The organism is Parcubacteria group bacterium (assembly GCA_041659505.1).
GTDB lineage: Bacteria > Patescibacteriota > Minisyncoccia > Moranbacterales > UBA2206 > UBA9630.
In genome coordinates, this window is sequence record JBAZYF010000001.1 from 191,046 (window position 1) to 211,968 (window position 20,923).

Annotated in this window: 6 protein-coding genes; all 6 read right to left on the reverse strand. The window is 44.5% G+C overall.

Annotation, left to right across the window (positions count from 1 at the left end):
- Window positions 1–363: 363 nt before the first annotated feature.
- Window positions 364–6,228: a DUF2341 domain-containing protein gene (locus WC848_00880; GenBank protein ID MFA5961219.1), complete on the reverse strand. Its 5,865-nt coding sequence runs from the start codon at window positions 6,226–6,228 to the stop codon at window positions 364–366.
- 57 nt (window positions 6,229–6,285) lie between these two features.
- Window positions 6,286–6,675 carry a GxxExxY protein gene (locus WC848_00885; GenBank protein MFA5961220.1) on the reverse strand — a complete coding sequence of 130 codons (390 nt, stop codon included), beginning with the start codon at window positions 6,673–6,675 and terminating at the stop codon, window positions 6,286–6,288.
- A gap of 96 nt (window positions 6,676–6,771) precedes the next feature.
- Window positions 6,772–12,090 (reverse strand): DUF2341 domain-containing protein, encoded by a 5,319-nt coding sequence (locus tag WC848_00890; protein MFA5961221.1) that lies wholly within the window; start codon window positions 12,088–12,090, stop codon window positions 6,772–6,774.
- A 317-nt stretch (window positions 12,091–12,407) separates the two neighbouring features.
- On the reverse strand, window positions 12,408–13,706 hold the full coding sequence (locus tag WC848_00895) for an ATP-binding protein (GenBank protein ID MFA5961222.1): 1,299 nt from the start codon (window positions 13,704–13,706) through the stop codon (window positions 12,408–12,410).
- A gap of 188 nt (window positions 13,707–13,894) precedes the next feature.
- Window positions 13,895–19,354 carry a DUF2341 domain-containing protein gene (locus WC848_00900; GenBank protein ID MFA5961223.1) on the reverse strand — a complete coding sequence of 1,820 codons (5,460 nt, stop codon included), beginning with the start codon at window positions 19,352–19,354 and terminating at the stop codon, window positions 13,895–13,897.
- 229 nt (window positions 19,355–19,583) lie between these two features.
- Window positions 19,584–20,870 (reverse strand): ATP-binding protein, encoded by a 1,287-nt coding sequence (locus WC848_00905; GenBank protein ID MFA5961224.1) that lies wholly within the window; start codon window positions 20,868–20,870, stop codon window positions 19,584–19,586.
- Window positions 20,871–20,923: the final 53 nt, after the last annotated feature.

The window sequence follows — 20,923 nt, forward strand, 5'->3', positions numbered from 1 at the left end:
CTATTGGCCGTGATTAAATCACAAAACCGTCCAAATCTTCGGGCGAAATAAGTTGAAAAAGTTTGTCCTTTATTTGCTCTTTGATAAGCCTTTTATACATAATAGGCGTAATTTAGTGATTATGATTACTATTTTACGCCTAACTATCTAGATGTTAAGCGCTTGAGCGTTACCATTGCCCCGAAAACACCTATAAATATTGCGTTTGATTTTTATGTTTTTTATTACCCCGTAGAGACGAGGCAGTGCCTCGTCTAGACGCCATAGGATTGCGCCATAACGTTTTTAGTCTTAGACGTGGCAGTGCCACGTCTCTACAATAAAATCATGTCAATCCTTTAATCAGAAAAATCATAGTTCAGACTACTGAAAATTCAACGCACTAGAATTATTATACAATTGCTTCACTTGTTCGGCGGTGAGGGCGTAGTTGAAAATTTTGACTTCGTCGATTTGGCCGGAGAAGGGATATGACGGATTCATAGATCCTACTGATACATCACCAGCGTGAAGGTTCCAGTATTTATCTTCTGACGCCATAAATGCTCCATTTTTATATAAATAAACATCTACGCCGTCATAAACAGCAACAACATGGGTCCAAGTGTTCAAGGGTTGAGTGCCAAAAGATGTGGGATAATAATCATCACCATAGCTTATAACTCCCAGATAATCATTATCATTAATGGCAATTCCAAATATACCAGCATACCCGGTTTCCCCATACCAAGCCAATGCTTCAGTATAATTCTGGTCAGCGGTTCTATTAAACCATAATGACATAGTTCTTGGAGCAAAACCTATAGGCAAGTTACTTCCTGATGCTGTCACATAATCATCCCCCCCATCAAAATTCAAACTGGCGCCGTATTTTCCGGTTCGGCCGTTGTACCAGGGGGTGTTGGCGTTGGCGGAGCAGGTGCCGGCGGTGGTTTGGCCGGAAGCGCCAAGATTAATCGTGCCATCGTTGCCGTTGCCGGATTCGTCGTGCACTGTGCTTCCCTGACATTCATTAAACCGCCACGCCGCGACCGGTTTGCCTTGATTATATTCCCAAGCAATCTGCGCCGGTGTGCGGGCGTAGTCATAGATGCGGACTTGGTCGATTTGGCCAGGGAAATAATAAGAACTGCCAAGAGAGTTTCCAAAACGCACCGGATAACCTCCAGTATCAAGCGTTTCCGTCGCACTGCCGGCACTTTTTCCATCAACATAGATTTTTTGCGCGTTACTCGTGCTAGTAAAAGCGACATAGTGCCATTTATTATCCAGCACATCAATGCTGGAAGTCGCACTGCCAGAAGAATCCCCATCAGCAATACAAGTGATTGTGTTTCCGCTATACCCAGCTATGCAAGATACGCCAAGCTTACTAACAGTTCCTCCGTATGCGCCGGGCGATCCCTTAAGCCAGAAAGAATATGTTGCACCGTTTACAAAAGCAAAATTGTTAGCAGACTCAATATAATCATCCACCCCATCAAACGCGCAAGCTGAGCCGTATTTGCCTTGGGCGGCGCAGTTCATTCCGGTGGCATTGGCCCCATAATGCGTCGTGCCGTTGTTGCCGTTTCCGCTGGTGTCATAGATCGTTTGATTGTCGCCAGCCACTTTTTCATCCATCTTCCATTCCCCCACCGGCGTGGCGCAAGCGGTTGTGTCGCCCGGGACACAATATTTTCCGCTCGAGGCATTAGTCGGCGCGCCGGTCGTCGAGACCGATCCGCCAGCGCCCATCTGCGCCGACACTCCGGAGTTGTAGTCGGTTTTGATTTCGTCTTCGGTGAGAGCGTAGGGGTAGATTTTGAGATCGTCGAGTTCACCGTTAAAATAATAGATCGGAACAGCTTCGGAGCTATCTCTTCCAATACTCAAAGGCATCGCTGAATAACTTAGCGCTTGCCCCGGGCCATAGCCATTGGCAGTATATATCATTGAAGTTTCTTTTCCATCCAGATACGCTTTTGCATCTGAAGAATTTCCATTTGTCGGAGAAAATGTCACGACAAGATGGTGCCAAACGCTATCGGTCACTGAACCAGTCGGCAAGTCCCAATAGGGATAGGCTGATCCTGTCATAATTTCAAATCGCGCATGACCATCATTCATCACGAGCAGTGAATAACTTTTATTAGAGCTTGTATCCACCGGCTTGTTTACAATTATGCCCGAATCATTTGGAGCCCTTTTTAGCCAGGTAGAAATTGTCAGCGAACTTGGTCGAAGCGCTGTGCTATCTGACACGTTCACATAATCATTCCCATCAAAACTAAGCGCCTTGCCATTTTTGCCGTCATTGGTCCAAGTTGGCGAGGATGAGCCGACGCCTAGGTTTCCGGCCAAACTTGTTCCGCCAAAACCGGAATTATGCGCCAAAGAGCCGTAGCCTTCGTTGAAATCATACACAGCGACTGGGTTGTGTTCGCCATTGTTCATGTCCTCCAAAATCTGCTGTTGCGTGCGGGCATAGTTGTAGATGCGGAAATCATCAATAGCGCCATCAAAATACCTACTTCCAAATTGCGCACCAATTTGCATACTACTACCATCATCAACCGTCCCCGCCACCTGGCTATTTTGAAAAACTCCATCAACATAAAGACTGTTGTTAGTACCCGCATGCAGAAATTCTATGTGATGCCAGTTTCCACCACCCACAGCCACATTGGAGACAAGATCACTTCCACCGGGTATAGCAAAAGCAATTTTATTGCCATAGCCCATGGAAGAATTTAAAACTGCATAGAAATACCAGCCTCTAGTAAATAGCACCGAATTGACTGTTGTATCTTTGCTTTTTGTCCAGAACGAAATTGAAAAATTAGGTTCCAAGGAAAATGCCGGAATATCCACAACATCATCCACCCCATTAAAGCTCAGCGCCGTGCCGTATTTCCCTGATACAAATGGCGCTGTTACATTCTCAACATTTCCGCCTTCCCAATCATCAATCCGTCCGCTAGTTCCGTACAGTAAAACAAAACCTGACGAACCGCTGGTCAAATTGCTGTCGACATAACTAGTTTTTTCCACGCCGTTGATATAGCCTTTGAGTGTATTCCCCACGACTGCGAACTTAAAGATATCACCATTGGCCGGCGCAGATATGACCACATTTGCAAGTGTCGAATTGGAACCGCCAAGTGAGCGACCAAGTATCATCCTCCAACTTCCATCATAAAAAACAAATGCGTAGTAAGTATTTTGAGTAGACCCATCTGATCGACTCAGGAGACTATATTCCGTGTCGGCATTAACTGTATCTAGTTTTATCTGGGAATATTGATCGGCATTTAAGCTATTAGCATTCCAAATAAAAACACTCGCGTCACTAGTCGCAGTCTGCCCAACCGTCGTGCTGGAAATAATCTGCGCTGCGCCGCCGTTATAGACTTCAGTCCAGTTAGAACCAAGTGTTGGTCCGGCTCGATTGAAATCATCCGTCGCAACTGACGTGTAAGAATATGTGACGTCTGAGCCTTGATAATTTCCATCGTTGCCATTTTCGCTCGAATCGCTTATGGTTGTTCCATTGTGATCATCCATTTTCCAGTGGCCGACCGGGCCGGGTGCCCACTGATAGAGACGCTCCACCTCATCGGCGGACAAGGCGCGGTTGTAGATGCGGGTTTCGTCGATCGAGCCATTAAATGGATAGGCACCATTGCTACTATGCGCTCCGATTCGAAGAGGATAATCATTGGCTCCGATTCCGCCAGCATATATCGTTGGCGTGCCAACAGGCGAGCCATTGGCATAAAATTTGATAGTAGCACCATCATATGTTAAAGCTACATTAGTCCACACTCCATCCGGAACGAGATAGCCACTACTTAAATCACTTGAATCTGAGGCGGGCGAAGAGTTTCCTAAAAAACATCCCAGATTATTGTCTATAAGATCAAGAAAATAATTACTTTCATCATTATTTCCATATCCTTTATTAACTATCATAGCATAACCGGGGTTATTGCCATTTCTTTTTATCCAAGCGGAAATCGTAATATTTGACGGATCCAAACTCCCATTGGCCGGGTCGCCCGCATCTATATATTTACCATTCGTTCCAGTGAAAACTCCCCCATTACCAAATTTTCCTCCGGCGGTCGTCGCTCCTCCAGCGGATGTTCCGTTATTGTTGTTGCCACTAGCATCTTTCACTTCTCCGCTCGTGCCGTTCCAACTCGCTTCGTCCATTTTCCAATAGCCAACTAGACCATCGGTCATCCACTTGTCGGAACTGCCCCCGAAAGTAGCGCTCGCTCCGGTTTTGGCTTGACCCATACCAGCGAGCCCAGCATTGTAGTCGGCTAAAATTTGCGCTTGCGTGCGGGCGTAGGGGTAGATTTTTGGTTCGTCGATGGAACCAGTGAAATAATTGCCACCGCCACTATAACCACCAACCGTAAAATAAGTATCATTATACAGTGTAGCTGGAATTGTTCCGGTATAATTAATACTGACTTGAGTTCCGTTTTTATACAATTTTAAGCGCCCAGAATTTCCTGATTGCGTGCCATCAAAAACCATCGTCAAATAAATCCATTGGTTGTCTTCCAAGATATTTGAATCCGACCAGCCATAGTTATTTCCATCCGAGAATAATAACACATCATCTTCCCCACCTTCACCAGCGTAAGATGTTTCTATTCCCATTCCAGTGGATGAACCAAGATATGAACCCAAAATCAGCTTAAACTCGCCGGGATTATTCGGTTTCACCCATGCAGACATCGAAACATAAGAATCTCCCGACAGCGGAGCATTCCAAGATGTAGTTACAATACTGCTTGTCCCATCAAACCCCAAACACTTCCCACTCACACACTCGCTCTCCGGCTTCCAGGTTGCGCCGGTGATGGTGCCGTCGTTTCTGTTTGAAGTTTCGTCGTGCGCAGTTGCGCCTTGGCCTTCGTCAAATGACCAATAGCCGACCGGAGCTGGCGATATTTCTTCGGTGCCTAGCGCGCCGACGGAGTAGGTTGACGCTTCAGTGGAAAAATTGGTGGGGAAGATTGTGTAGGTATAATTAGACTCGTCATTGCGATTAAATCCAGTTTCTTCACTGACCCAATTGAAAGTCGATCCGTTTTGGGTTGAAGTAATTGTCGCGCCGGTGGTGGAGGGGGTGAGGACTTGCCGAATGTAAAGATTATCTATATAAACAGTTCCTGTACAAATCCACCCGTTGGCCGTTCTAACATAAGTGCCCGTATTTGTTAGATATGCGTTATATGTCGTCCAATTACCTCCACCAGCAAACTGATACCATCCGCTTGAATCCCAGTCAGAATCAATAAATTGAAAATAGCAATTTTCGCCACTAGCTGTTCTAGCATCAAATGTCGCTGAATATAGAGCACCAGTTGTTGCTGGAACATCGCTTGAATAAGCATATAAATAATCAATACCCAGAGAAATAGCATAACTCCCAACATGCTGAGCTCCTCCGCCGACAATACCAATAGCTCCCCCAGCATCCACATACCAAGAACCATAAGTATTGGCTTCTGTCTGCTGATCGCTTGCCGCCGTATTGTTGGACGATATATCACTTCCATATGTCTCCCCACTTCCCGCCGCTTTAACGTAGCCGGTCAACTTTAATCCCGCATGATCAGCAATAATTAATTTGCTATTCAAATTATTAGTGAGCACATTCGCTGCGGAGAAATCGACAAAAGCTGTGCCGTTGACAATCGACAGTTTCATATTAGCTTGTGTCACTGCCCCGGTCTGCGTCTGAGCAAAACCATTTTCCGCGCTGGTATTGCCATAATACTGCCAAATGGCTTGCTGGCCAGCAGGGAAAGAGTCAAAGCTGACATAGACGGAAGTATTGGCTGTTCCGCAGCCGGAAACAATCAGATAGGGCATAATTTTGCCATCATTCTTGGTGAAACGTAAATCTCCGCAATCGGCTTGGAATTTGGTGGTGTCCGAAGTGTCCACGGTGAGAGCCACATAGACATTTGTTTGCACACTACCACTGTTGGTCAGTTGGATCGATTTACGAAAAGCCCATTTTTCATCCCACCAAGAAGCTTCGGTTTTTCGGCCGGAGAACCAGAAGTAAATTGGTAAAATTATGATGACAAGCAGAATGGCCAGGGCGAGGGTTTTGATTTTTTTGGAACGGAAAATTCTTTTGCCAAATTTGGCAAATCTAAATAGGCCACGGAGAATGGTTAGCAGTGTGCGTTGGAATTTTTGTTTCAACTTTGGCATATGTCTGAACCACTGATTCGCACGTGATTTTCCTGATTACACGTGATTAAGAGGAACTTACTTAATATATCTTCTAACTTCCAAACTTTTTGCTCCGAAATTAATCAATAGTCCTACTTTAACTTTATAGGCTTCAATGTAATTTATCAACTGAGCAACATTTACTTCTTCCAGTTTTGTGATGGCTTTTAGTTCTACCATGATGTCACCATCAACTAGGAAATCGACTCTTCTTTTACCAATCATCGCGGATTCGTAAAAGATATCCATTTCTTTCTCTCTTTCAAATTTCAAATCTTCTTTGCTAAATTCTATTTCCAGTGCGCGTTGGTAGATTACCTCTTGAAATCCATTGCCTAGATACTGATGAACTTTTTGCGCACAGCCGATAATCTTTCCGGTTATGTCGGATTTGTAGTATTTATTGTTGGCATATGTCTGAACCACATGATTAGCACGTGATTTTCCTGATTACACGTGATTTAATTTAAGATTTCCCCAATCAGTGAAATCAGCGTAATCAGTGATAATCAGTGGTTCAGACTACTGGAAATTCAACGCGCTAGAATTATTATACAGTTGCTTGACTTGTTCGGCGGTGAGGGCGTAGTTGAAAATTTTGACTTCGTCGATTTGGCCGGGGAAAAAATAGCCATTATTTGAACTACCTAAATAAAGAGGAACTGAATCGCTGGATACAATATTGCCAGTAGCAGCGGCATGATTTCTTGCGATGCCATCAACATAAATATAGACATTCGCTCCATCATAAATTCCCGTAATAAAATGCCAACTATTGTCCCAAACAATATTTCCTGAATCACCAGAAATAACTCCTCCGCTATTCGTAGTATGGACTCCGAACTGTAAATTTCCCGCACTTCCGGTGTACAATAAGTACCCATAGCTCAAAGGAGCATCGCTTTTCCACACTAACCCTTCCCAATTTCCTGGGCTACTACTTTTTGCCCACATTGATACTGTCATACTATTCCCTGTTATGTTCAAACTTGAACTATTGCTCACCAATGCCCAATCATCCCCCCCATCAAAATTCAAACTGGCGGCGTATTTTCCGGTTCTTCCATTATACCACGGTGTATTAGCATTGGCACTACAGGTGCCGGTGGTGGTTTGGCCGGAGGCGCCGAGATTTAATGTGCCGGTGTTGCCATTGCCACTGTCATCATGAATCGCCGTTCCCTGACACTCATTCATCCGCCACTCGGCAATCGGCCGCCCTTGATTATATTCCCAAGCAATTTGTGCCGGCGTGCGGGCGTAGTTGTAGATGCGGACTTGGTCGATCTGGCCGCCATAAGGATGCTCCCCGATCTGGCTATTGCCGATAGCGAGACCATAGCCGGTTACTGGAGTTCCGGTGTTTGAAGATCCTGACTGGGCGCCGTTTATATATAAGGTTCCTGTACCATTGCTTAAGCGCACTCCACAAACATACTGCCAAGTATTCAAATTTAAAGTTTTATCCGAAATTACAGCGCTAGATCCGTCATCGCTAGTTAAAGCCAAATTAGCTCCGTGATTATAGCTCATGAAAACAAATCTTGAGTTGCTGACTATCCCATCAAAAACATTCTTGCCCTGTGGTTTTATCCAGGCGCAAACAGTGACGGTGTTGGTGGAAATCAGATCAGTTCCGAGAGCCGCATAATCATCCACCCCATCAAACGTGCAGGCTTTGCCGACTTTTCCCGGTTGGGTGCAATCCATCCCGGTGTTGTTGGCGCCGTCAACGGTTGTGCCGTTGTTGCCGTTGCCGGAAGTGTCGTTGAGGTTTTTAGCGTCGCCAGATACTTTTTCATCCATCAGCCATTCCCCCACCGGTGCTGAGCATGTCGAAGTGTCGCCCGGCACGCAATACTGGCGTGAGTCGGAATTGCTAGGAGCGCCAGCCGAAGTCGTCCCGGAACTCCCCACCACTGCTGAGTAGCCGGAGTTGTAGTCGGATTTGACTTCGTCTTCGGTGAGGGCATAATTATATAATTTGACATCATCAAAAACCCCGCCAGCGTAGGCTGGTGAATTATCGAGCGATCTTCCACCAATAATTATTTTTTGGGCTGTTAGGGATTCAATGTCTCCCGAAAGAGCAAGGCTCGCTTCCAATTTTCCATTAATAAATATTTTTTTAGTATCACTACTGTCAAAAGAAAATACAAAATGATACCATTGTCCGCTTTGCATAACTGTTGTCCCAGTAGTATCGTGATAACTACCAATCCAATCACTGAAATGAGCTTTATGATCAGGATCTACAGCAACGACCCACTCACCACCCCAATCACCGCCATTAAAATATTTTGATATTTCACATGATTCCCCTGCGGTCGGCTTGCACCAATAGGAAACGGAAAATTCCGGACGAGCGCCATATGTTCCTGCATCGACATAATCATTCGTCCCATCAAAACTAAGCGCCTTGCCGTTTTTGCCGTCATTAGTCCAAGTCGGCGCGGATGATCCGACACCTAAGTTTCCAGCTAAACTTGCACCGCCATAACCGGAATTATGTGCTACAGAGCCGTAGCCTTCGTTGAAATTGTAATTGGCGATTGGTTGACTATTGCCTCCTCCGCCTGCTGGCTCCGGCGTGCCAAGCATATCATCCAAAATCTGCTGTTGGGTGCGGGCGTAGTTATATACACGGACGTCGTCGATTAATCCTAGAAAAGGATCCTCGGAAGGACCACTCGCGATATAAAGATCATAGCTAGTATTACCCACCGCCAAATAACTGCCCCAATCATAAGTGTAGGTATTTACACCGTCTACATAATAGACAACCTTATAGCCATCATAGGTGGCAGAAACAAAATGCCATTTTCCATCCGTCACAACAGTTGGCGCATTTTGCGCTCTGAACGTTCCGCCGGAAAGAATATACAAATACAACCTGCCCAGAGTATCCGTTCCAAACCACCAGCCATTGTCGTTATAGAGTTGCTTTTTGGCAAATAAATTCCAACCTGCGTGAGAACTATTAATCCACATGCCGACCGACACGGTGCCGGAACTTTGCAAGCTGGAACCATTGCCACAATTTATCCAATCATCCACCCCATCAAAATTGCAAGCTGAACCAAACTTGCCCGGCACAGTGCAATCCATTCCAGTGGTGTTGGCGCCGTAGTGGGTGGTGCCGTTATTGCCATAAGTCGAATCATCAGCAATCGTTTTTGCGTCCCCTTGTACTTTTTCATCCATCTTAAGATGCAAGACCGGCCCGGGTGCCCATTCGTAGAGTTTTTTAATTTCAGAAGGAGAAAGCGCGCGGTTGTAGATACGGGTTTCGTCGATTTTTCCCGGAAAATAATAATTACCTCCACCAATATATTCCCCCATTCTAACATTTGGGGTGAGTAAAGATAACGTAGCCGAAGTTTGATTATTTTTTTCGCCGTTTAGGTACATAATCAGATTCTTTCCCGAAAAATCATACACTATTGAAAAATGATACCAAGTATTCTGGGTAATTGTTCCGGTGCTTGAAAGATATAATCCATCAGCGGGGTCTTGAAAGTTTAACTGATTTGAAGTAATATGAATTTGTTTTTGAAAATCTAAATCAATAATATGATCTTCGGAAGTATCATTAACATTTCGATAGAACCAGCCAGAAATCGAAAAACTATTGTCGAATGCTGTTGCATCATTTAAAGCACCTACATTTACATAATCATCCCCCCCATCAAAACTCCCCCCATTGCCAAATTTTCCTCCCGCAGTCGTAACGCCTCCGGCGGATGTTCCGTTATTATTGTTGTCACTAGCGTCTTTCACTTCCCCGCTCGTGCCGCTCCAACTCGCTTCGTCCATTTTCCAATAACCGACCAGGCCGTCGGTGAGCCATTTTGTTGATTCGGAGCCAAAGGCAGCCGACGCGCCTTGGGGGGCGCTTTGGCTTGCCAAGCCGGCGTTATAATCCTGCAAAATCTGCGCTTGCGTGCGGGCGTAGGGGTAGATTTTTGGTTCGTCGATGGAGCCTTGAAACAATGAATCTGTATTAACTGCTCCACCACCAAACCAAGCGCCTATCCGCAATTTATCACCTGTAGGAATTGAAGCAGAACTGGAATCTGTCCCTTTACTCACACCGTCTAAATACATTTCAAAGTCGTTGCCACTCCGGGTTAAAATGATGTGATGCCATTGATTAGTGGATGGGTCAACTCCGAGAGAAAAATACAACTGGCCTATTCCGCTGGTTCCAAACCAAAACTCCATGGCCGAATCTCCGCTATTATAAAACCATTCCCAGTCCATACTACCATATTCATCCCGCTTGCTCATCAATGTTTTATATGCGGATCCCGTTGTCCATGTTTTAGAATTAAACCAAAGAGAAAGAGTAAAATCTCCTGTCATATCAAGACTGCTATCGTTGCCCATATCCACATAATCACTCGTCCCATTAAACGAAAGACACTTCCCACTCACACAATCACTCTCCGGCTTCCACGTCGCCCCGGTGATGCTGCCGTCATTTTTGTTGGCACTTTCATCGTGCGCGACCGCGCCTTGACCTTCATCGAATGACCAATAGGCGACCGGGGCTGGCGATATTTCTTCGGTTCCCAGCGCGCCAACAGAATAGGTTGACGCTTCGGTGGAGAAATTGGTGGGGAAAATTGTGTAGGTATAGTTAGAAGTATCATTGCGATTGAAACCACTTTCCTCACTCGTCCAATTGAATGTCGAGCCATTTTGGGTCGAAGTGATGGTGGTGCCGGTAACAGAGGGAGAAATAATCTGCCTAGCAGAGGCATCATCCACTCTAAAACTCTTGCCGACTGGTGAGATGGGGCTCCACCAGTTTGGATCAATGCCTTGAGCTATATCTGCTTTTGTCCTGTACCCACCACAACTAGTCCAGGCTGTATCGCCACTGTCAATAGAACATAAGTTATAATAATCAAAAGTTTGGAAAAGACAAGCACCATCTGTTTGATCAACATTGCGCAGCCAGATACTCATATAGTAAAGTGCACCGGACGTAAATATGATATCCGATGAGGCCCCTGCCGTATTGCCAGTTGCCAAAACATTCAACGAATACGCTCCTGAGCTCCCCGGCCTCGGATCAGTCACTCGACTGAGTGTCGCGTACCAGGCATGCCAATCGGAAGGCGGATCGCCAGTTTCAAATCCGGGATTTAATACTAATTCGCTTCCCAGCGACTCCCCTGACCCCGCCGCCTTGATATAGCCAATCAATTCTAATCCTGCATTATCGGCAATAAACAGTTTGCTATTCAAATTATTAGTGAGAACGTTGGCAGCAGAAAAATCGACAAAAGCGGTGCCGTTAACAATGGATAGTTTCATATTCGCTTGCGTCACTGCTCCCGTCTGCGTCTGAGTAAAACCATTTTCCGCACCGGGGTTGCCATAATATTCCCAAATGGCTTGCTCACCTGCCGGGAAAGTTTCAAAGCTGACATAGACCGAAGTATTGGCCGTTCCGCAACCGGAAACAATCAGATAGGGCATAACCTTGCCGTCATTCTTGGTGAAACGCAAATCTCCGCAATCGGCTTGGAATTTAGTCGTGTCGGAAGTGTCCACGGTGAGCGCGACATAGACATTCGTTTGCACTGCTCCGCTGTTGGTCAGTTGGATTGATTTGCGAAAGGCCCATTTTTCATCCCACCAGGAAGCTTCGGTGCTTCTGCCAGAAAGCCAGAAGTAAATTGGTAAAATTATTATCACTAATAAAATGGCCAGGGCGAGGGTTTTGGCTTTTTTGGATTGAAAAATTCTTTTCAAAAATTTGGCGAATTTAAACAGGCCACGGATGAGGTGGAGCATTAGGCGTTGGAATTTTTGTTTGAGGGTTGGCATTTTCAAATTTTATTATTCCCCCGTAGAGACGAGGCACTGCCTCGTCTTGGGCATTATTTTTCACCTCGTCTTGGGTTAAATTTTTCTGCGTTTTGCTGTTGTTGGTTTGCGCATTGACGTTGTTAGTTCTAGACGTGGCAATGCCACGTCTCTACAATTAGAATATAACGTATTAGAATATGCATATATTATACCGTAATTTTCACTATTTTACAAAACAAAAAATCCTTAAAAAACAGGTTTTCAAATAAAAATTGGGCGTGGTAATTCGGGCGGTTTGAGTTTGCTTTTTTTGCTGTTAATTGAGCGCGCTAAAATTATTTTAAATCTAAAAGCCATTTCCAAACCGGAACTATTTTGATTTTTTTGCCTTTTATCTCTCGCTTCTCTTCCTGATTCTCGGTGATAATCAGTCCATTTTTAAGCTTAAACTTTTCCATCGCTTCCAAGAGTCCCGCCAATTCCCTTTTTTCGTTATTATTATCCAACACCTTCGTCACCTGAATCGCTTCTGTTATTTTTCGTCCTTCTCTGACGACAAAATCACATTCATGTTTTTCAAAATGGTAATAGATTTCTTTTCCCGCTTCTAAAAGGCCCAAAAAAACTGTGTTTTCCAAAAAACGGCCAAAATTTTCACTAAACGAAAATGAGACTGCACTGATAAAGCTATTGTCGATCGCATAGGCTTTTTTGGGATAATTTTCCTGCTTTTTAAGCGAGTATTGATAGTTAGACAGTTCGAACAAGAGAAAAGATTTTTCAAAAAATCCGATATATTCCTTGACGGTCTTATCATTCATCTGCAAAAAATCCGCTAGTGCGTTATAGCTGTACTTTTGGCCGATGTTGGAAAAAAGGTAGAGCAAAAGATTTTCGATTTCCCGAGTTTTTTTCACTTCAAAGCGCGGAACAATATCTTGATAGAGAATGTTTTTGTAATAATTGATTAGAATTTCTTGCCTGATTTCCTTCTTCTTTTCCAGGACTATTTCCGGAAAACCGCCAACTTTCAAGTATTCTCCGAAAACTTTTTTTAATTTTCCTTCGTTTCTTATCTGCTCCACCGCGCTACGCACTTCAATTTTTCTGGCGTCCGCTATTTCCGCCAAATTAAACGGGTAGATCTTTTTGGCAATCGATCGGCCGGAAAGTAGTGTAGCCATCTCTGCCGAAAGCAGCCGAGAATTTGATCCGGTAATAAAAAATTTTACCCCGCCTTTCTCATAGAGACTTTTGACAAAAACTTGCCAATCGGAAAAAAACTGAACTTCATCCAGAAAAACAAACACTTTGCCCTTTGGTTCGACCAGCGCCAAATATTCCTCGAAAATTTTCGCAAGATTTCCCGGATCATTCTTGAAGCGATTAAGCAAGGGCGATTCCAAATTAAGTAGCAAGATATTTTTTGGTTTGACCTTTTTTTCTTGTATCAAAAATTCGATCAATTGCCTGGCAACGGTTGATTTCCCGCTTCTTCGGACGCCCACCAAAGCCACAATTTGCCTGATATTGAGATATTTGACAAGTTCCACGAGAATTGCCCGCGGAAAGCCAACCTCCAGCGCTGTGCCCGCCCAATGCCTATTTTGCTCAACGATAAATTTTTCAAACATACGATTCTATTACGAATTAACCACTGTTTATTCGTATTGTATTACGAATAGATTGAGATGTCAATTTAATCTATTTTCCCCTGAATGTTGTTGTTTTGCGCGTTGCTGTTTTCAGGTCTAGACGAGGCAATGCCTCGTCTCTACAGGAATCATGCCAATCATTTAATCAGAAAAATCATAGTTTCGGACTACTGGAAGTTGAGCGCGCTAGAATTATTATACAATTGTTTCACTTGCTCGGCGGTGAGGGCGTAGTTGAAGATTTTGACTTCGTCGATTTTTCCTCCAAACGGATAACTAGAATATGTATTATCACCCATAAAAACATCGCCTGACGAATCATCAATCCTGGTGCCGCTTCCCCTGTTAGTATATGCAGCTACTATCTCTTCTCCGTTTATAAATAAATGAACACTATTAGCGCCTATCCCGCCGGAATAGACACCACAAACATACTGCCAGCTATTAAAGACTATTAAATTATCTGGCGTTTCCCTTAAAGCAATATAGTCACTCGTCGTATTTGCAATTGACATGCCTAAGTGATTAGTATTCCAGATATACAAATCCCACCCAAAATAAGAGAGGCCATGTTTTGCAACAATCAAGGCATCAGTTTTAGTCGGATAAATCCAGGCGCAAGCTGAAAATGTTGCCATATTATCCAATGCTACTGGCGATCCCGCATTCACATAATCCCCCACCCCATCAAAATTCAAACTGGCGCCGTATTTTCCGGTTCGTCCGTTGTACCAGGGGGTGTCGGCGTTGGCACTGCAAGTGCCGGCGGTTGTTTGACCAGAGGCGCCCAGATTGATCGTCCCGTCATTACGATTCAAACTTTCATCATGCACCGTCGCGCCTTGGCATTCATCAAAATTCCACTGCGCCACCGGTTGCCCTTGGTTATATTCCCAAGCAATTTGCGCCGGAGTGCGGGCGTAGTTGTAGATGCGGACTTGGTCGATTTGGCCGGTCCAATAATCTGCGCTAGTCGCTGGATCTTTTCCAACCGTAAGATTATAAACACCCGAAACGACATCTAGGGTTTGGGCGACCGGAGTGGCCGCGGATATGCCATCAACATAAATTCTAAGATAACTGCCATCAAATGTTCCAGCAACGTAGTGCCACGAATTATCATTGTAGCCATTTTTATCGCTCACAATATATATATAGCTACTTGAATCATGTAATTGCAAAGCAAAATCACCGGGATTATCACCATTGGCAAATAACATATATCCATTTCTGTCAGTATCCCAGTTAGCATTTCCGACTATTGCTGGCCAATTTACTGTACTAGTAGTAAATTTAACCCAAGCCGAAACTGTTCCAGTGTGGGTCAGCTGGATTGATGGATCATTTCCCAGATCCGCATAATCGTCCACCCCATCAAAGCTACACGCTGTCCCCGCTTTTCCCGGTACACTACAATCCATTCCGGTTGTATTGGCGCCGTAATGTGTTGTGCCGTTGTTGCCGTTGCCTGATGTGTCATAAATCGTTTTTGCATCGCCTTTGACTTTTTCTTCCATCTTCCATTCCCCCACCGGCGCGGCGCAAGCGGTTGTGTCGCCCGGCACGCAATATTCTCCTCCGGCGGAATTGGTCGGCGCGCCAGTCGAAGCGGCCGTGCCCGCCGAACCCCACTGCGCCGAAGCACCGGAGTTGTAATCGGTTTTAATTTCGTCTTCGGTGAGAGCGTAGGGGTAGATTTTGACGTCGTCAAGCTGTCCACCGAAATAATTTATCGGAGGATCATATGAGTTATTTCTGCCAATATTTAAATCATCCGATGAATATTGTAATGAACCTCCTGCCCCATAACCATTTGCCGAATAAATTGTTGCGATTTCCTTACCATCAATATATGTTTTTGAATCTGAAGCATCTCCCCGCACTGGAGAAAATGTCACCACCAGATGGTGCCAATTATTATCTGGATATGGGAGTGTGCCGCATGGCGTTTCCCAATAGGGATAACCGTTGTTTGTTTGTATTTCAAAATGCGTTCCTCCTGCATATAGACACGTAGTGGAGAAAGAATAACTCTTTCCTGAAGTAGTGCCGTAGGCCTTATTTATCATCGTTCCACCCCCCCCATTTTGTTTTATCCAAGTAGAAAGTGTAAGTGCAGCCGGACGTAGGGCTGTACTATCCGGCACGCTGACATAATCATTCACCCCATCAAAACTCAAAGCCTTGCCATTTTTGCCGTCATTAGTCCAAGTCGGCGCGGATGAGCCGACGCCCAGATTTGCATTCGTAGAGACGCATTGCGATGCGTCTCTACAACCCAGCCCGGAATTATGCGCCACAGAGCCGTAGCCTTCGTTGAAATCATAATTTACAATTGGTTGGCCATTGCCACCTCCGCCTGCTGGCTCCGGCGTGCCAAGCATATCCTCTAAAATCTGCTGTTGGGTGCGGGCGTAGTTGTAGATTCTCACATCATCCATTTTTCCTTTGAGCGCTTCATCCCAACTTGAGGTGCCAAAAACAAAACCGGCATTATCATTAGCAATTGGCGCTTCATTGCCCGTACCGCTAACCCAGCTTCCACTTACCGGGTTTCCATTCAAAAAAGCCTTGATGGAACTGCCTTGCCCGAAAGTATATTCGAGGGTGAGATACGACCACTCATTCAATGGCACACCAGCACTAGCTACCTGCCACGACGACCAATCAGAATTATCCACTCGACGATAATAAAGAGTCGGATAAGCTCCAATTAGCGCAAAGCCATAGTTTTCATTCAATGTGGCTCCTTTGAAAATAAGATTGCTCTCACCGGCATATGCTTCGGGATTGACCCAAAGGGAAATTGTAATCGTTTTGCCCAATTGGAAATCATAGGGGCTGTTAGTGCCGGAATCAGGAAAATTCGCTTCATCGGGAACGCTACTGTCGAAAACTAGTGCACTGCCATATTTTCCCGTTGTCCAAACCGGGTCCTCGGCTTCGGCGGAACTGGTCGTACCCAAAACTCCTTCTCCAGTCGGTTGCTCGGAATTATAGAAATTCTGACCGGTTTTTTCATCAAATTTCCAATAGGCTACCGGGCCGGGTGCCCACTGGTAGAGTTTTTTAATTTCAGCGGGCGAAAGCGCGCGGTTGTAGATGCGGGTTTCGTCGATTTGGCCATCAAAAAAATAAGTAGTCATTTGGCCAATTTGAGCGCCGTTTCCCGAATCAGCTCCAGTATTTATATCTGGAACACCTGTTGAAATTCTTGTACCCTGACTCACGCCATTAACAAAAACTTCTTGCAATTTCGTATTACGTTTAAATGTGGCAACAATATGATACCAAGTATCTGCTTCCATTAACTTAACATTATCAAAATCATCACCATAAAAACCAAAGGTTAGATTATTACTATTACCTCTAATCCCTAATGAAACGCGCCTATCAGTGCCATTTGCATCGCCTATGTCAAAAAACCATTGATATCTATCAAGAGTATCTATTTTAATCCATGATTCAATTGAAAAATCGCCCGTATCAAAAGTATTAATATATGGTGCTTGCACATAATCATCCACCCCATCAAAACTCCCCCCATTCCCAAATTTTCCTCCGGCGGTCGTGACGCCTCCGGCGGATGTTCCGTTATTATTGTTGCCACTGGCATCTTTCACTTCTCCGCTCGTGCCGTTCCAACTCGCTTCGTCCATTTTCCAATAGCCGACCAGGCCGTCGGTCAGCCATTTTGTTGACTCTGAACCGAAAGCAGCCGACGCGCCTTGGGGGGCGCTTTGGCTTGCCAAGCCTGCATTATAATCCTGCAAAATCTGCGCTTGCGTGCGGGCGTAGGGGTAGATTTTAACTTCATCGATATAGCCGGGAAAAAATTCGTGGTAAGAGCCACTTGAATAATAGGCTCCGATGATGACCTGCTGATCATTGACAACATTTATACCCCCGCCATATGATCCATTATATTGAGAATCAAACTTGCCATTAATATAAAGCTTCTGATAACCAGTCGTCGCATCGTATGTTGCAGACATATAGTACCACTTATTAATTTCCAGTGTCCCACCGACTAAATAGTCTCCGGTTATTACTGGCTGCTCTGTTTCATCCAGAGTGGTATAATAATTGAAAGTATCCAATCCTTTATTTACAACAGTCTTAAAATTCGCATTATCCGCTGTCAATTTGATCCAATGACTGACAGTATAGCCATTGGGTGAATCCAGTGAATTACTATCTGGAATTGTCGCATAAGCGCTGGTTCCGTTGAAATATAGACACCCTCCACTCACACACTCACTCTCCGGCTTCCACGTCGCACCGGTGATGGTGCCGTTGTTTTTGTTTGATGTTTCGTCGTGCGCCGTTGTGCCTTGGCCTTCGTCGAATGACCAATAGCCGACCGGTCCGCCGGGGCTAGTTTCCTGCTTTCCCGAAACAGTCAAAAACGCCAATGGATTATTCTGATTAGCATATTCCGTGGCGATCCATTCGGGGTTGCGGACAGTGTTGGAAATTTTAACTTCTTCAATGCTTCCTGGAAATTGACTTGTATAACCCTGCCTCGCTCCAATAACAAACCCGTTACCAATGTGCCAAGGATCATCAATATCAGTCGGTCCCGCAACAAGATTGCCATTGATATATAACTTTGCCATATTATCAACGTCTATTGTCGCACAAACATATTGCCACTGGTCAAGTATGATACTGCCATTTGCACTATTTAGAACGCCTCGATTATTATAAATGTTTAAATAATAAACCCCACCATCATTACCCATATTAAACTCGAAATCAGCATCACCAATAAATTGAGACATCCAACTATCATCCGCTTGTGGCTTTATCCAAGCGCAACCCGTTATCGGATAATCATCCAAGTCAACAGCTGTATCCACATAATCATCCCCCCCATCAAAATCCAACCCTTTCCCCACTTTCGCGTCAACCGAATCCCCACTCGTCATTGTGCCATTACTTGTTCCATTGTTCGCGTTAGCGGTGGAGTCCAGCATTTGCGGAGCCGTGCCCGAAGGATCCTGGTTCATATGTTGGACCATTTTGTAGTTTCCATCCCACACATTCATTTTGTCTTGTTGGCTAGTGGCGGTAGCATTGCCATAGTAAAGATAAATTTCCGTATCTTTGGCTTGAGTGAGATTGGGTAATTTTACCCAAGCAATGAGGGCGCCAGTGCCGGAGGTGTAGGATTCGATTTCGTGCGAGAGTTTTTTTCCGGTGGAATCGGTGAATACCAAATCATCGCCGTCTGTTTGAGCACCGGTGATGAGATTGGTGTCCGTGATGGAAACTAGCACCGGAAAGTTTTGCAACTCCCCTGCCACTTGGGATTTATTGATGGTGATTTTTTTGCGAAATCCCCAAGTGTCGTTCCACCAGGAGGCTTGGGTGTTTCTTCCTGAGAAGAAAAAATAGATGGGTAAAATTATGAGGACGAGAAGAATGGCAAGGGCTACTTGCCTGTAAGCCACCCAGTGGCGCAAGCTTGCGCCACCGGGTGGCTTCGGAGAACCGGAAGTTAAGGTCGGACCTTTTGGGTGCCTAAGGTCCGACCTTAGTTTTTTCAAAAATCTGGCAAATTTAAACAGGCCACGGAGGATGGTTAGCATTGTGCGTTGGAATTTTTGTTTTAGGGTTGGCATTTTTGAATTTTTTGTTTCCCTGTAGAGACGAGGCACTGCCTCGTCTTAGGTTAATATTTTCACCTCGTCTTGGACATTATTTTTCATCTCGTCTTGGGTTAATATTTTCACCTCATCTTGATGTTAATTTTTCTGCGTTTTGTTGTTGTTATTATTGGTTTGTACGTCGACGTGGTTCTTTTCCTAGACGCCCCAACGGGGCGTCTCTACAGAATCCGAATAATCGGGCTCAGACGGTTTCCAAAATCCACCGCCAGGCCGGAATAATTCGAATTTTTTTGCCCTTGATTTTGATTTCCTCTTCCTGATCCATCGTGATGATTGTTCCGGTTTTCAATTTGAATTTCTCCAGCGCTTCAAGAAGACCATCAATTTCTCGTTGGTGATTCTTTTCATTTAGATTATAACACACTTGGTAGGCTTTTTTTATCTTCAAGCCGTCTTTCACCACAAAATCACATTCATGCTTTTCGCTGTAATAGAAAATTTCTTGTCCGCTTCGCAGGAGTTCCAAAAAAACCAGGTTTTCCAAATAGCATCCGCTATTTTCTGAAAAAGCAAAACCGATCTTGCCGACCAGTCCGCTATCAACGCAATAGATCTTGCGCCGGTTGGCATTTTGCTTGTGCAGGGAATAATCAAACTTTTTCAAGTCATAAAACAAATGGGCCTCTTTCAAAAGTTCCACATATTCTTTGGCGGTATGCTCATGGATATGAAGCATCTTAGCCAAACTGTTGTAGCTAAAAAGGCGAGCGGTGTTGCTGATTAAAAAATAGGCGGCTTGCTTGAGATTGTATGAATCCCTGATTTCATTATTATCAATGACGTCTTTTAGGATTATCGTTTGATAGTAGGCCTCGAGGACTGCGGCATCACCTGTCATGACCGCTACCGGAAAACCTCCTTGACGCAAATATTGCTCAAACAAATTAGCCAGCTTATTTTTGAATGCGAAGTTTTTGGCATAGGAGGAAAAGAATTCTTGTTTTTTCGCCGTCAAAAATTCCTTGTAGGAAAAAGGAAAGACTGTTTGGGCAAAGTAACGTCCGGACAGGCGCGAAATATATTTTCCGGCAAGCAAATTCGCGTTAGAACCGGTAATGAAAATTTTTTGGAAAACCCGCGCGTCATATTTCGCCTTAACCCATTTTTCCCAAAACTGGATATTTTGCACTTCGTCCAGAAACAGATACTTGATTTTTTTGCCGGTTAGCGTTTCAGCTATTTCGATTATTTCGTCTAATTTTTCCGCTTTTTTATAGAAAGATAAAAAGACCGGGTTATCAAAATTAACCAGCAGGATTTCTTCGGGATGAGTTTTGCACTTAGCCACCAGCTCACTGATCAATAAATTAAAAATTACCGACTTCCCACTTCTTCTCACACCGGCAATCACTTCAATAAAATCGCTCTTCAGTCTGACTTTTTCCGTGGCCGCTCGAAAAACATAGCCCGCTTCCGCTTGTGTTCGCCAATGGCTGTTTTGCTCTAAAATTATATTTTTTAAGTCCATAATATATTATGTAATTTATTATATAATTGCATTATATACTATGCAATTTATAA